We start from the raw sequence: 14,910 nt of genomic DNA on the forward strand, positions 1-14,910 counted from the left end.
ATGCCATTCAGCCGTATCGCCTTGCATCAGGGCAAGTCAGCGCAATACTTGAAAACCCTGTCAGACAGCCTGCACCAGGCGCTGGTCGACACCTTCAACGTGCCGCCGGCCGACAAGTTTCAGGCCATTGATCAATACCGTCCCGGCGAGCTGATTTACGATCCCGATTATCTCGGCGGCCCGCGTTCGGCGGATTATGTGCTGTTTTACATCACTATTGGCCGCCCGCGCGATACCGTCACCAAGCAGCGTTTTTATCAGCGGTTGGCGGCATTGCTGGAAGAAAACCTGCAGTTGAACCCGCAAGATGTGATGGTGGTGATCGCCACCACCCAGCAGGATGAGTGGTCGTTCAGTGCGGGTCGCGCCTCAATGATCGAAGGCTAGGCTGACGCAGCCGACGGTCTGTGGGACAATAGCGCCATCATTTCGTTGAGATACAGAGTTGAATGGCGCTCTCCCCCGCAGTTAAAGATCAGATTGGCCAGTGGTACAAAGCCCTGCAGCAACAAATACCGGATTTTATTTCCCGTGCACCGCAACGGCAGATGATCGCCGAAGTCGCGAAAACCCTGGCCGGAGATTATCCGCGCCATCTGGCGATCGAGGCCCCGACCGGCGTGGGCAAAACCCTGTCGTACCTGATCCCCGGGATCGCCGTAGGCCGCGCGGAGAGCAAACCCCTGGTGGTCAGTACCGCCAACGTGGCGTTGCAGGATCAGATCTACAGCAAGGATTTACCGCTGCTGAAGAAGATCATTCCCGATCTGAAATTCACCGGCGCCTTCGGTCGCGGGCGCTATGTTTGCCCGCGCAACCTGGCGGCGTTGAGCACTGACGTCAGCGAGCAGGGCGATCTGACGCTGTTCCTGGATGACGAACTGGCCCCTTCCAGCGGGGAAGAGCAGGCGCTGTGTCAGCAACTTAGCAAAGCGCTCAGCCGCCATGAGTGGGATGGGCTGCGCGATCATTATCAACGGACGATTGACGATCCTCTGTGGATCAAACTGAGCACCGACAAGGCCAACTGCCTGGGGCGCAACTGCCATTACATCCGCGAATGCCCGTTTTATATTGCCCGCAAAGAGATTGAAACCGCCGACGTGGTGGTGGCTAACCATGCCCTGGTGATGGCGGCGTTGGAAACGGAATCGGTGTTGCCGAACCCGAAAGAGCTGTTGCTGGTGCTGGACGAAGGCCATCATCTGCCGGAAGTGGCGCGCGATGCGCTGGAGATTGACGGCGAAATCACCGCGCTGTCGACCAATCTGCAGCTGGACATGATCGTGCGTCAGGTTGAACAGTGCATGACGCAATATCGCCCGAAGAGCCCGCCAGGGCTGACCAACGACGAACGTTTGAAAAACCATTGTGAAGAGATGCGCGAACTGATCCAGATTTTCGAGCATCAGGTCAGTGCCTATCTGCCGACCGACACCGTGATTGCCGAACACCGGTTCGAAATGGGCGAGCTGCCTGCGGAGATGGTGGAAACCAGCGCACGCTTGTTCAAGCTGACCGACGCGTTGCGTGGGGTGGCGGAATTTATCCTCAACGATCTCAGCGAGCAAACCGGAAAGCACGACATCGTGCGGCTGCACCGTTCAATCATTCAGATGAGCCGCACCCTGGGCTACCTGGAAGCGATGAGCAAACTGTGGCGGCTGGCGGCGCTGGACAAGTCTTCCAATGCGCCGATCTCCAAATGGGTCACGCGCGATTTGCGCGATAACGTGACGCACCTGTATTTGCACTGCGTAGGCATTCGCGTGAGCGACCAGCTCGAAAAGCTGTTGTGGCGCAAGGTGCCGCATGTGGTCGTCACGTCTGCGACCCTGCGTTCGTTGAACAGCTTTGCGCGCCTGCAGGAAATGAGCGGGCTGAGTGAGAAAGCCGGCGATCGTTTCGAAACCCTGTCTTCGCCGTTTAACCACGTTGAGCAGGGCAAAATTGTCATCCCGAACATGCGTTTCGAGCCGGCGATGGCCAACGAAGCTGAACATCTGGAAGAAATGGCGCGCTTTTTCCGCGCCGAACAGGCCAGCGGCAAGCACAAGGGCATGCTGATCCTGTTCAGCAGTCATCGGGCGATGCAGACTTTCCTCAGCTACGTGACCGATTTGCGCCTGATGCTGTTGGTGCAGGGCGATCAACCGCGTTATCGCCTGGTGGAAGAGCACCGCAAGCGGGTCGAAAAAGGCACTGCCAGCGTGCTGATCGGTCTGCAGTCATTCGCTGAAGGATTGGATCTGAAAGGGGAATTGCTGACCCAGGTCCATATTCACAAGATCGCTTTTCCGCCGATCGACAGCCCGGTGATCCTGACCGAGGGCGAGTGGCTGAAGTCGCTGAAGCGATATCCCTTTGAGGTACAGAGTTTGCCGAGCGCCTCGTTCAACCTGATCCAGCAGGTAGGCCGACTGATCCGCAGCAATGAATGCCACGGCGAGATCGTGATTTACGATCGCCGGCTGCTGACCAAAAGCTACGGCTCGCGCCTGCTGGCGGCATTGCCGGTGTTCCCCATCGAACAGCGTGAGGTGCCTGAAGCCGACAAGGCGCACCAGGCGGCCCTCAAATCCGCGGCCGATGCAGAGAAGAAAGCCAAGAAGCGCAAGAGCCCGTTCGCCCGCAAACGTACCCGCTAGTCACAGCAGCGGTGGCAGGCGACGCTTCACCGGCGTAGTTTTCACGATAGAAGTGTTGCTTTGCGCGCGCTCGGCTAGCCGATCGAGGATCTGGTCGAGCTGCTCCATCGAATGCGCCACCAGGCGCACGATAAAACAGTCTTCACCGGTCACCTTGTCGCACTCAACCACCTCCGGGATCTCCTGGATCATTTGCTCGACCTTTTTCAGCATGCCCGGCAGCGGTTTGATGCGCACCAGCGACTGAAAAGCGTAGCCCAATGCCTGCAGATTGACGTTCAGGGTGTAGCCCTGGATCACGCCGTTCTCTTCCAGCCGCCGCAGCCGCTCCGACGTACTGGGTGACGACAACCCAACGCTGGCGCTGAGGGTTTTCAGCGACATTCGCGCATCCTCTGCCAGCAGGTTCAGGATTTGACGATCGATAGCGTCCATAGTCTCCCCATTAGGTTTTTTTAAACTCATACCTTAATTAAAAAGGAAGTTAAGCACTATTGCCTTTTTTATGCCATGGAAACCGGCAAAGGAAAGCCGCAAGCTAAGTGCATAGGCTTACTGTGAGGAAACCAAGATGAATGCAGAGATAAAACGCGGCTCGCTGGAGATGATCGCCGCGATGCTGATTTCCGGCACCATCGGCTGGTTTGTGCTGATGTCCGGCCAGCCGGTGATCAACGTGGTGTTCTGGCGCTGTGCGGTGGGGGCGCTGGTGTTGCTGGCCATCTGTGCTGCGCTGGGTCAGTTACGGCGCGACAGCCTGACGCGTACTACGTTGCTGGTGGCAATCGCCGGCGGCGTAGCGCTGGTGGTCAATTGGCTGTTGTTGTTTGCTGCCTATTCCTATGCGTCGATCTCCATCGCGACGGCGGTGTATAACACGCAGCCGTTCATGCTGGTGGCGCTGGGGGCGCTGTTTCTCGGCGAGAAGCTGACCCTGCGTAAGCTGTTTTGGTTGGCATTGGCGTTTATCGGCATGACGCTGGTGGTGTTGGCGCAGCCCAAGCAGGCCGGTGGACAGAACAACTACCTGATGGGCATTTTGTTGTCGTTGGGCGCGGCATTTTTTTACGCGCTGATGGCGCTGGCCGCCAAACGGCTGAAAGGGACGCCACCGCACCTGATCGCCTTGATCCAGGTAACGGTCGGCGCGGTGATGCTGTTGCCGATGGTAGATTTCCACGCGCGGACCAATGCCGGACAGTGGGGCATGCTGGTGACGGTGGGCGTATTGCACACCGGGATCATGTATGTGTTGCTGTATGGCGCGATCCAAAAGTTGCCGACCAACCTGATCGGCTCGCTGTCGTTTATTTATCCGATCGCCGCCATGCTGGTGGATCGCCTGGCGTTCGGTCACCGGCTGGTGGCGCTGCAGTTTGCCGGCGCTGCCCTCATTCTGCTGGCGGCGGCGGGCATGAACCTGCTGGGGGAGCGCCGCGTTAGGCTAGTGGCTGCGCCAGGCGGCAAGCAGGCACCCGAACAGTGACAGCGCCAACAGCAGCAGCATCACCGGCGTGTAGCCATAGCTCGGGTAAATCAGGGTCGCCACCGCCAGGCCAACGGCACCGCCGAGATTGTGCAGTGTCCAGGTAATGCCTAACGCGCCGCCGCTTTGCGACTCGCTGACGCTGTTGAGCGTCGCCAACACCAGCGGGCCGAGAATGCAGCCCCAGCCCAGCCCCATCAGGGCGAAGGCCCCGAGCAGCAGCGGCAGCGGGCTGTCGACGCTAAATCGGCTTTGCAGGGCCGCAGAGCCGGCAAGGGCGATAAAACCCAGGAGCAGCGCCGCGCGCGGGCCGGATTTATCCACCCATCTGCCGATCCAGGGCGAGAGGGCTGCCATGACCGCGGTGGTCGGTAACAACAATAGCCCCAGCATTGTTCCCTGGTAGTGGCGGGTATTTTCCAGGTAAATCGGCATGAGAAAGAAAGCGGCACAGTAGAAAAAGGCCAATAGCGCGCTCATCAGACAAACGCGTAAAAAGGCGGGACGCAGCAGCAACGCCAGCGGTACCAGCGGCGAGTGTGCCCGTCGTTCAACCGGTAGCAGCAGGCCGAGCGCGGCGAGCGCCAGTGCAGCCGTTAACCCGGTTTTCACGCTAAACCATCCCCATTGGCTGCCCTGACTGATGGCCAGTAGCAGCCCGGCAACGCCGATCACCAACAGCACTAAACCGGGGACATCCAGTTTAGTGCCTTGTTGGGCGCGAGACTCTCGAACGGTTCCCAAACAAAAGGCGAAGCTCAGCGCAATCAGCGGCACGTTCAACAAAAATACCCAGCGCCAGCCCAGAGAACCGACCAGCAGGCCGCCGGCCACCGGGCCGATCGCCAGACCCAGGCCGTTGACCGCCAGTAAAATACCGATTGCACGACCGCGCTGCTGCGGCGGCCAGGCATCGGCGACAATGGCCGTGGTGGCGGTGTACAGCACCGCACAGGCGGCACCCTGCACAAAGCGCCATACGTTGAGCAGCTCAATACTGCCTGAGAGCCCGGCGCCCAACGACGCGGCGGCGAACGTCAGCATTGCGCAGTACAACACCCGACGACGGCCATACAGATCCGCCAGCCGTCCGGCGCTGACCATAAAGGCGCACAGTGCCATCACGAACAACGTCATCACCCACTGTACGCGGCTCAGGCTGGTTGCCAGCTCGCGCTGGATCGCGGGGATGGCGGTATTGACGATGGTGAAATCGATACAGCCCAAAAAGCTGGCGATACTGATGCCAATCAGCAGACGCCATAGTTGGGGCGTGCCGCTGTCGGTCAGAATTTCACTGCGTTCGCTCATAGGGGGTTCCTGGCAGAGAAAGAGTGCGTTCAGTTTACTCAGCGAAGGCGGTAGCCAGTGGCGTTGTTTCATCGTTTAATAGGCGAATTAATATCGCCAATAGGGCAGGTATCATGATTTCCAGCGAAAGATTACATGCAATCCGCGCCTTTGTGCAGGCGGTGCAGGCCGGTGGTTTTAGCCGTGCCGCCGAGCAACTGGGCCTTTCGCGTTCAACGGTGGGTAAAGCCGTGGCTCGGCTGGAACAGCGGCTGCAGGTGCGGTTGTTCCAACGCACTACGCGCAGCCTGTCGCTGACCGATGAAGGGCAGTTGTTCTACGACGATTGCCTGAAGGCGCTGGCGGCGCTGGAAGCGGCGGAAAACCAGCTGGCGGTTCGGGCCCAAACGCCGGAGGGACGACTGCGGGTATCGCTGCCGGTGCTGTTCGGCCAAAAGTGGGTGATGCCACCGCTGCTGGCGTTGGCGGACCGTTACCCGAAGTTGCACATCGAAGCGCTGTTTTCCAACCGTGCGGCAGATCTGGCGGAAGAGGGGATCGATTTGGCAGTACGTATCGGTTCGCCCGGTGATGCTGCGGCCATCACCGCACGCCAGCTGGGGGAGCAGCGGCAAATACTCTGTGCTGCTCCGGGTTATCTTACGCGACAAGGTGAACCGGCTGCGGTAGCTGCGCTGTTGCAGCATCAGGCGATTGGCTTACTGCGTGATGGGCGTAGCCAGCCGTGGCATTTGCTGGACGAGCAGGGCAAGGCTCAGCGGCTGTCGCCACCGGCCCGTTTGAGATTGGGCAATATGGAGGCGGTGCTGGGGGCTGCCTGCGCCGGTCAGGGGATTGCCATGCTGCCGCGTTGGCTGGTGCATGATGCGCTGACGGCCGGGACGTTGCGTGAGATTTTACCCGGCAGCTGCGGTGCGGGGCTGGCGATTAACGTGGTCTGGCTAAAAGGGACCGGCGTGCCGTTACGGGTGAGGGTCGCCATTGATGCCCTGCTGGCGGCCTTCACTCCCAAAGCGCCATGGCAGTGATTTGATGCTGGCAAACAGCGGCGGCGTGGCTATGATAAAGCCTGCTTCCCACCATGCTGCGTACGGGTGACTTATGATTGATGTTTCTACCATTTTGCTGTTTTCCGGTGCCTGTCTGGCGCTGGCTGTCACCCCAGGGCCGGATATGTTGCTGATTGCTTCACGCAGCGTTAGCCAGGGGCGCCGTGCCGGTTTTGCGTCACTGGCGGGGATCCAGCTCGGTACCTATTGCCACGCGCTGGCGGCGGCATTGGGTATGTCGCAGCTGTTTGTTGCCGTTCCGTTGGCCTATGATGCGGTGCGCATGTTAGGTGCGGCTTACTTACTGTATCTGGCGTGGAAAACGCTGCGTTCCGGCAGCAGTTTGCAGGCTTCTTCGGGTTTGGCGGCGGTACCGGCCACGCGCATTTTCCGACAGGGGCTGCTCACCAATATTCTTAATCCCAAAATGGCGCTGTTTGTTTTGGCGCTGTTCCCGCAGTTTATCGATCCGCATGCCGGTTCGCTGGTGGTACAAATGCTGCTGTTGGCGACGGTACTGAATCTGGTGGGGTTGGTGATTAACGGCGGGTTGATCCTGGCGGTCAGCAGCATGAAAAACCGTTTTGTCGGCCGCCGCTTCAGTGCGCGCTGGCCGAATTACCTGCTGAGTGGGGTGTTCGCCGGGCTGGCTTGCAAGCTGATTTTTGACAGCCGTAAATAGCCTTACGCCTGCAAGGCGGCCTCAAAAGCCGCGCTGGCCGGGCATTGCGGCAGCGCGCTATACATCACCAGCCGCAAATGATTTTCTTCATCGACAATAAACGACGCATGTTCGAAGGTCACCTGACCGGCTCCCGGTACAATGAACGTCCGTTCTCCCTGGCAGCGGCCGTGAATGTCGTGCTGCTGCCACAGCTGACGGAATTGAGGCGAAACCTGCTCCAGCGCCTGCACCCGCTGCTGCATGGTGGCGTCTTGTGGCGCACGCGCATAGTCGCGGCGGAAGCTGGCGAGGATTTGCGGTGCCTGCGCTTGCCACTCCACCAGCCGTTGATTGAGTTGGGGATCGGCAAACAGCATCCACAGCATATTGCGCTGATCCGCCGGGCGATCGCCAATCGCGAATAGCCGTTCCGCCGCCGGGTTCCAGGCGATGATGTCCCAGCTCAGGTTCATCACGTAAGCTGGGCGCAGCTGCAGATCGTCCAGCAAGCGGCGCACCAGCGGCGAAACCTGACACCACTGATGACCGACCGGTACCGGCGGGCGCTGATGCGCCAGCAAAAACAGATGGTAGCGCCCGGTGGCATCCAGCTTTAATACCCGCGCCAGATTTTCCAGAAAATCGACCGAAACGTTGATTTCCCGCCCCTGTTCCAGCCAGGTGTACCAGGTCAATCCTACGCCTGCCAACGCGGCGACTTCTTCGCGTCTCAGCCCCGGCGTGCGACGTCGCGTGCCGCTCGGCAGGCCGACGGCCTGCGGTGACAGCTTCTCGCGTTTTTGACGCAGAAAGTCCGCCAGATCCTGACGGGTTCGGTTGAGGGTACGCGGCGGCATAGCGGTTGTCCTGTTGCTGTTAGTAATAGTATAACTGGCTATATAGTAACAGTTTAAGACATGTTCCATACTGCCGCCATCGCAATCTTTGGAGGCAGGTATGGAACAGTCATTAACACAAGGTAATCGTCGTCTGGTGGGGTTGCCGGTGTTGCTGTTAGGCGGTTTTGTGACGGTGTTTGACCTGTTTGTGGTGAACGTCGCGGCGCCGGTGATCCAGCAGCAGTTCTCGGCCGACTTTGCCGGCGTGGGGTTGATCATTGCCGGATATGAGTTGGCATTCGGCGTGTTGTTGATTGCCGGTGGACGTCTTGGCGATCGCTTCGGGCGACAGCGTATGTTTAGCCTCGGCATGCTGGGGTTTACGCTGACGTCGGCGCTGTGCGGGATGGCCACGTCACTGAGCATGCTGATCGTTGCGCGTTTTCTTCAGGGCGCGGCGGCAGCACTGCTGTTTCCGCAGATATATGCGTTGATGCGCGTATTGTACAGTCCACATCAGCGGCGACGAGCCTTTGCCTGGCTGGGAATGACGCTGGGGCTGGCGGCGATTTCCGGCCAGATATTCGGCGGGTTTATTATTGAAGCCGACATTTTCGGCAGCGGCTGGCGCATGATTTTTCTGATCAATCTGCCGGTTGGCGTGCTGGCGATACTGGCGGCGCGTCGCATCCCCGAGTCACGTCTTGAACAAGCACAGCAGCTGGACGGCATGGGCTTGCTGTTGGCGGCGGCCGGTTTGCTGTTGCTGTTAGTCCCCTTGTTGGAAGGGCCGTCGCGCGGCTGGCCCTGGTGGGTGTTACCGGCGTTGGCTTGCGGACTTGGCATGCTGTGGGCTTTTATTCGCTGGGAGCGGCGTCTGGCGCAGCGTTCTGGGGATGCGGTCCTGGATCCTGCGCTGTTGCGGCAGGGCAGTTTTGCCCCTGGGGTGGCCGTGGTGTTGGCGATTTACTCGACCGCTTCTTCATTCTTTCTGTGTTTTGCCCTGCTGCTGCAAGCGGGAATAGGCCTGACGCCGTTTCAGGCCGGTAGCCTGTTTGCCCCCGCCAGCGCGGCATTTATGTTGGCCTCATTCCTGGCACCGGGGCTGGTGCAACGCTGGGGGAACGGCGTGCTGGCGCTGGGCGTAGCGGTCTATGCCGCTGGAATGGCGCTGCTGGTGGTGCAGGTGCAGTGGGGCGCGGCATTGCAGCAACCGCTGTGGTTGCTGCCGGGGTTGGTGATCCTGGGCTTCGGCCAGGCGCTGAGCATGACGCCTTTGCTTAATCTGGTGCTCGGGTTGGCGAAAGAACAGCAGGCCGGCATGGCCGCCGGAGTGATTTCTACCGTGCAGCAGGTGGGTGGTGCGTTGGGGATTGCCGCCAGCGGCGCGTTTTTTGTCCCCCTGCTGGCGGGCGGTGCTGGCGCAGAACGTTACGGACAGGCGTTTGCCGGCGCGATGGTTTACAACCTGCTGGCGATGGCCGTTGCCTTCGGCTTGCTGAGGTGGATCATCCAAAAACAGCGCAAACTGGACAGGCATCCAGGGTGATGTATCAGCCAGCCTCATTGCGTAATGAGCCGCTCGAAAAGGCAAAATGAGCCAAACTGCAGGGCCGAAGACGCTGGTGAGGTGATCGCCGGGCTGTGATCAGGCGATTCGGGCCAGCAGCAACTGGCGGATGAGGTTGAGCGTCGACGCGGATAGGGTATGCTGATCCCAGATTGGATCAGGGGACAGCAGAACGATGGATTACACCAAAATTATCAAAGAAATCGGCCGTGGCAAAAACCATGCGCGCGATCTGGATCGGGAAACCGCTTTCCAGCTCTATCAAAAGATGCTGGCCGGTGAGGTGGGCGAGCTGGCGTTGGGCGGTATTCTGATCGCCCTGCGGATTAAAGGCGAAGCCGAAGAGGAAATGCTTGGTTTTTATCAGGCGATGCAGCAACAGGTGATGCGTTTGCAGGCGCCACAGGGACGACCGATGCCGGTGGTGCTGCCAAGCTATAACGGCGCACGCAAGCAGGCGAACCTGACACCGCTGTTGGCGTTGTTGCTGACGCGCGTCGGGTTGCCGGTAGTGGTGCACGGCGTACTGGACGACAGTACCCGGGTCACCAGCGCGGAAACTTTTCAGGCGCTGGGCCTGCCCTGGTCGCAAGACGCTGCCCATGCTCAACAGCGTTTGGATAACGGCGAAACGGTGTTTATCCCGGTCTCGGCGCTGTCAGCCCCTCTGGATCTGCAACTTGGCCTGCGCTGGCGCATGGGGGTACGTAACAGCGCCCATACGCTGGCCAAACTGGCAACGCCGTTTGGTGAACAGGATGTGTTGCGCATCGCCAGCGTGTCGCATCCGGAGTATGTCGGTCGGGTGGCTTCTTTCTTCCGCCAAATCGGCGCCCGTGGCTTGCTGATGCACGGTACCGAAGGGGAGGCGTACGCCAATCCTCAGCGCTGCCCGCAGATCCATTACATCGTTAACGGCGAGCAGCAAGTGTTGCTGGAGCGTCCGGAGCAGGATCCCACGCCGGAGCTGCCGGCGGCCAAGGATGCGGAAACCACCGCGCGTTGGACTGAGCGTTGCCTGGCGGGAGAGGTGGCAATCCCGCTGGCGATCCAACGTCAGATTGCCTGCTGCCTGTTGGCAGCCGGTGAAGTCGACACCCTGGAACAGGGACTTGAACGTTTACGCAGCGCGTAAAACCCTTGGCTATACTGGAATATTTCGCTAATCGGCTGAAAGGATGGTTATGCAACAGGCTCTCGATTACTTCAATCAATTGAATCAGGACTATCTTGAGGTGCACCGCACCAAAGAAGATTTGTTTTGGCAGAACTATATGGGCATTGGTGGTGAGGGCGTTTCGGTCCGCTTCTCGGCGGCGGAAAGCGCCTATAAACGTTTTATTGCCGAGCCGCGTCGCTTGGCGGAGATCCGTCAATTGCTGGCCGGGCTGGAGGCCCTGCCGCAGGATGCTCAGCGAGATGCGCTGCAGCACGGGCTGAACGGTTGGTTGCGCTTCTTTGATTGCAACGCGATTGAAGATGCCGAAGCTCAAACGCTGTTGGATCAAATCATCAGCGCAGAGGCGGATCTTTATACCCGCCGCAAGGCTAACCCGGTCAGCCACCTGAATGCCGCCGGGCAGCGGGTAAATGCCTCGCTCGGCGAGCTATTGACCAATCAGGCGACCAATGAAAATGAAGAGTATCGCCGCAGCTCGCAGAATGCGTTGCGTGAACTGGAGCAGTGGCTGTTGCATAACGGCCTGCCGGAGCTGATTAGCCTGCGGAACCGTTTTGCTCGCCAGATGGGTTTTCGTAACTATTTTGACTACAAGGTGAACAAAACCGAGCGTATGACGCCGGAACAGCTGTTCGCCATCCTTGATCGTTTCGAGCAGCAAACTCGCGAAGCCAATTCACGCAGCCTGCAGCAGCTGGCTGCGGAGAAAGGCGAACAGGCGCTGGAGCCCTGGAACGTGCGTTTTGCCAGCGCCGGTGATGTGACCCGCCAACTGGATCCATACTTCCCGTTTGCACAGTCGCTGGAGCGTTGGATCAACAGCTTTAAACGGTTGCATATCGGGTTTCGCGGTGCGCAGATGGATCTTGATCTGCTGGTGCGCGAGGGCAAGTATGAAAACGGGTTTATGCATGGGCCAGTGCCGCCGTTTATCCAGCAGGGTAAATGGCTACCGGCACGCATTAACTTTACCAGCCTGGCGCAGCCGGATCAGGTCGGCAGCGGGGCTCATGGTTTAAATACCTTGTTCCACGAAGGCGGTCACGCCGCGCACTTTGCCAATATTTGCCAGAATGCGCCCTGTTTTTCGCAGGAATTCCCACCGACGTCCATGGCCTACGCCGAAACCCAGTCGATGTTCTGTGACAGCCTGCTGGACGACGCCGATTGGTTGAAACGCTATGCGAAAAACGCGGTCGGCGAGCCGGTGCCGGATAGCTTGATTGAGGCCAGCCTTGCTGCGCGTCAGCCGATGCGTGCGTTCAACGAACGTCATATTTTGCTGGTGCCTTACTTTGAGTGGGCGTTGTATCAGTGGGATGACGAACAGCGCACCCCGGAAGCGATAACCGCACTGGCTCGTGAAGTTGAGCAAAAAATATTGGGCATCAGCGGCAGCCCGCGGCCGACGCTGGCAATCCCGCATTTGCTGTCGCTGGAATCGGCCTGTTCGTATCAGGGTTATCTGCTGGCGCTGATGGCGGTTGAGCAGACGCGACACTTCTTCTTGCAGCGCGACGGTTACCTTACCGATAACCCGGCAATTGGTCCGGATCTGGCGCGTCATTACTGGCTGCCGGGTAACGGTGTCAGCCACGACGACACGTTGCGCAGCTTGACCGGTGAAGGTTTCAACCCGGACTATCTGGCGCAGGCTTGCAACCAGACCGTGGCGCAGGCCTGGCAGGCTGCGCAGCAAACCATAGCGGCTGCGGTTGCCCGGCCACAGCCGGCGGCAGACTTCGATTTGGCGGCACATATCCGCGTGGTGGATGGCGATCGCGTGTTGGCCGATAACGCAGCAGGCGATGAAAAGATGTGCCGCGATTTCGCTGCGGCGATTAATGCGCGCCTGAGTTAAACAGCCACAAAAAAGCCCGCCGATAGCGCGTATCGGCGGGCTTTTTCATTGTAATCCGTTAATTACTTGTAGATTACCGCGGTGCCGTGCATCAGGTTGTTGCCGCCGGCGGAGGTAATGGTGAAAGCTTTGGCACCGGCCGCATCGGCTTTGGCGGACAGTTGCGCTTTCAGGCTGCTCAGGTCGGTAGCGCCGCTGGCAGAAATCACACCGGCTTTCTCAAACTGGATGGCATCTTGTGCGCTGACGTAGTCGGCAGCAAAAGAAGTGAAAGAGACGGCGCTCAGAGCGATAACAGCAGCAAAAGTTTTGATGTTTTTCATGATGGTCATTCCTGTCTGGTTTTTAAGGGAGAAAGGCGTTTGCCTTTCGATGGAGTGATTATTGCGCAGCGACAGGAAGGATGAAATCGGAGAGTATTGATAATATTATTCAATTTATTTGATTATTAATTGAGCCCTTCCTCCAAAGGGAGAAAGGGCCGTTAATTATCGCTTTTGCGCATCCGGGCGAACCAGATCGAAACGGTGTTGTTCCGAAATGCCATAGTAGGCGGTGGGCCCACCGGCCCGCAGGATAGGTTCGGCAGCTGCGGTCTGATAAACGCCGTGTTGGTCCAGCAGCGACGAATCGATATGTACCGCGACCACTTCCCCCAGCACCAGCCAGGTATCCACCTTTTCCTCCGCGGCGCTTTGCAACTGAATGCACTGCGACAGGCGGCATTCAAAGTTCACCGGGCTTTCCGCCACCCTTTCCGCTTTCACCCGACGGCTGGGCAGCGGTGTCACGCCGGCAAAGGCAAATTCATCTTCACCGCGGGCCAGGCTGGCCGAGCTGTTGTTCATGGCATCGGCCAGCGGGCGCGTCGCCAGATTCCAGACAAACTCCCCGGTTTCGACGATGTTTGCCACGCTGTCTTTCCAACCGCTGCTGGCGAAACCGATGATCGGCGGGCGGTAGTTGAAGCAGTTGAAAAAGCTGTAGGGGGCCAGGTTGCGCTGGCCGGTCGCGCTGACCGATGAGATCCACCCGATGGGGCGTGGGCCGATGATGGCGTTCAGAGGATCGTGTGGCAGACCATGGCCTGTAGCGGGTTCGTAGTAATAACGGGGCTGACTGCTCATAAGTGACCTGGGGTGGCTAAACAGAACTTTTATTCTGACGGGTTTCCCGTCGGCTGCAAGTTTGCCGCTGCTTTATGGTATCTTACGCGCCAGAAATACCTTTAAGAGAGCCCGTCACGGTGGAAAAAAAGAAAACCTTCCCGCAGCAGAAAAGCGGCCTGCACCCGCGTAACCGTCATCGCTCACGCTATGATTTCCCGGCGCTGATCGCCAGTTGCCCTGCGCTGGAGCCGTTCGTCAAGCCGAATGCCTGGGGCGATATTTCGGTAGATTTTGCCGATCCGGCGGCGGTTAAAATGCTCAACCGTGCGTTGCTGCAACATTTTTATGGTATCGAACATTGGGATATTCCCGCCGACTACCTGTGCCCGCCGATCCCAGGGCGCGCCGACTATTTGCATCACCTGGCCGACTTGTTGGCAACCAGCAACGGCGGCGAGATACCCCGGGGCAAAGGCGTGGCAATCCTCGACGTGGGCATTGGCGCCAACTGCATTTATCCGATCGTCGGCCTGCGTGAATACGGCTGGCGCTTTACCGGTTCGGAGATCGACCCGGTGTCGCTCAATTCGGCCAAAATGATTGTCGAGATGAACCCGACGCTGAGAAACAGCGTGCGGTTACGTCTGCAAAAACAGCCTGAGTTTATCTTTAACGGCATCATTGGCGTGGCGGAGAAGTTCGATGCCACGTTGTGTAACCCACCGTTCCACGGTTCCGAGCAGGAATCACAGGCCAGTACTCGCCGCAAACTGCATAAGCTGGGCAAGGGTGAGGTGGCGGATAAGCCAGTACAGAACTTTGGCGGCAAAAATAACGAGCTGTGGTGTGAGGGCGGTGAAGAAGCCTTCGTGCGTAAAATGGTAGAGGAAAGCGTGAGTAAGGCGCAAAACTGCCTGTGGTTCACCTCGCTTATCTCCAAGAACACCACTTTGCCGTCGATTTACCACGCGTTGAAGCTGGCGGGGGCTGCCGAAGTGCGCACCATTGAGATGGCGCAGGGGCAAAAGATCAGCCGTTTTGTAGCCTGGACCTTCCACGACGCGGAACAGCAGGCTGCCTGGGCGGCAGAACGTTGGCATTAATTTCCCCTGGGTGCCGGTTATTTAGCCGGCATCCATAAATCTTCGCGTTTCCCTTTCAATTTCTGCATGTTGCGTTATTCTCAATACGTC

General features: G+C 58.8%; 14 protein-coding genes. 9 read left to right on the forward strand and 5 right to left on the reverse strand.

Going from position 1 to position 14,910, the window contains the following annotated elements:
• Positions 1–387, forward strand: a complete 387-nt coding sequence (locus tag LQ945_RS20735; protein ID WP_270101624.1) for a tautomerase family protein — start codon at positions 1–3, stop codon at positions 385–387.
• Positions 388–449: 62 nt separating this feature from the next.
• A complete protein-coding gene (gene dinG, locus LQ945_RS20740) occupies positions 450–2,648 on the forward strand; it encodes an ATP-dependent DNA helicase DinG (protein WP_269934271.1) in 2,199 nt (732 codons plus the stop codon).
• On the opposite strand, the gene LQ945_RS20745 is transcribed toward dinG, so the two are convergent.
• Entirely contained in the window at positions 2,649–3,083 is a 435-nt protein-coding gene (locus LQ945_RS20745; protein WP_044549187.1) for an Lrp/AsnC family transcriptional regulator, read from the reverse strand.
• Between the two features lie 136 nt (positions 3,084–3,219).
• On the opposite strand from LQ945_RS20745, the gene LQ945_RS20750 reads away from it, so the two are divergent.
• Positions 3,220–4,134: a DMT family transporter gene (locus LQ945_RS20750; RefSeq protein WP_270101625.1), complete on the forward strand. Its 915-nt coding sequence runs from the start codon at positions 3,220–3,222 to the stop codon at positions 4,132–4,134.
• On the opposite strand, the gene LQ945_RS20755 is transcribed toward LQ945_RS20750, so the two are convergent.
• Positions 4,093–5,445 carry a DHA2 family efflux MFS transporter permease subunit gene (locus LQ945_RS20755; RefSeq protein WP_270101626.1) on the reverse strand — a complete coding sequence of 451 codons (1,353 nt, stop codon included), beginning with the start codon at positions 5,443–5,445 and terminating at the stop codon, positions 4,093–4,095. The two genes, LQ945_RS20750 and LQ945_RS20755, sit on opposite strands and share 42 nt — an antisense overlap.
• A gap of 113 nt (positions 5,446–5,558) precedes the next feature.
• Here LQ945_RS20755 and LQ945_RS20760 point away from each other — a divergent pair, with 113 nt between their 5' ends.
• Positions 5,559–6,473, forward strand: a complete 915-nt coding sequence (locus tag LQ945_RS20760) for a LysR family transcriptional regulator (protein ID WP_270101627.1) — start codon at positions 5,559–5,561, stop codon at positions 6,471–6,473.
• A 73-nt stretch (positions 6,474–6,546) separates the two neighbouring features.
• A complete protein-coding gene (locus LQ945_RS20765) occupies positions 6,547–7,176 on the forward strand; it encodes a LysE family translocator (RefSeq protein WP_270101628.1) in 630 nt (209 codons plus the stop codon).
• Between the two features lie 2 nt (positions 7,177–7,178).
• Here LQ945_RS20765 and LQ945_RS20770 read toward each other — a convergent pair whose 3' ends face one another.
• Complete coding sequence (locus tag LQ945_RS20770; RefSeq protein ID WP_262240278.1) at positions 7,179–8,015, reverse strand: helix-turn-helix transcriptional regulator; 837 nt, start codon at positions 8,013–8,015, stop codon at positions 7,179–7,181.
• Between the two features lie 100 nt (positions 8,016–8,115).
• Here LQ945_RS20770 and LQ945_RS20775 point away from each other — a divergent pair, with 100 nt between their 5' ends.
• From LQ945_RS20775 to LQ945_RS20785, 3 genes are all read left to right on the forward strand, one after another.
• Positions 8,116–9,546, forward strand: coding sequence for an MFS transporter (locus LQ945_RS20775; protein WP_270101629.1), 1,431 nt, complete (start codon positions 8,116–8,118; stop codon positions 9,544–9,546).
• Positions 9,547–9,742: 196 nt separating this feature from the next.
• Positions 9,743–10,702 (forward strand): DNA-binding protein YbiB, encoded by a 960-nt coding sequence (ybiB, locus tag LQ945_RS20780; RefSeq protein ID WP_044549199.1) that lies wholly within the window; start codon positions 9,743–9,745, stop codon positions 10,700–10,702.
• Positions 10,703–10,751: 49 nt separating this feature from the next.
• A complete protein-coding gene (locus LQ945_RS20785; protein ID WP_270101630.1) occupies positions 10,752–12,608 on the forward strand; it encodes a M3 family metallopeptidase in 1,857 nt (618 codons plus the stop codon).
• A gap of 62 nt (positions 12,609–12,670) precedes the next feature.
• Here the strand turns inward: LQ945_RS20785 and bhsA are convergent, their stop codons facing one another.
• Positions 12,671–12,931 carry a multiple stress resistance protein BhsA gene (gene bhsA / locus LQ945_RS20790; protein ID WP_270101631.1) on the reverse strand — a complete coding sequence of 87 codons (261 nt, stop codon included), beginning with the start codon at positions 12,929–12,931 and terminating at the stop codon, positions 12,671–12,673.
• A gap of 165 nt (positions 12,932–13,096) precedes the next feature.
• Positions 13,097–13,735 carry a flavin reductase family protein gene (locus tag LQ945_RS20795; RefSeq protein WP_270101632.1) on the reverse strand — a complete coding sequence of 213 codons (639 nt, stop codon included), beginning with the start codon at positions 13,733–13,735 and terminating at the stop codon, positions 13,097–13,099.
• Between the two features lie 119 nt (positions 13,736–13,854).
• Between LQ945_RS20795 and rlmF the strand changes: the two genes are divergently transcribed.
• Positions 13,855–14,820 (forward strand): 23S rRNA (adenine(1618)-N(6))-methyltransferase RlmF, encoded by a 966-nt coding sequence (gene rlmF / locus LQ945_RS20800; protein WP_262240272.1) that lies wholly within the window; start codon positions 13,855–13,857, stop codon positions 14,818–14,820.
• Positions 14,821–14,910: the final 90 nt, after the last annotated feature.

The sequence above is a fragment of the Serratia liquefaciens genome (genome assembly GCF_027594825.1).
Classification (GTDB): domain Bacteria; phylum Pseudomonadota; class Gammaproteobacteria; order Enterobacterales; family Enterobacteriaceae; genus Serratia; species Serratia liquefaciens_A.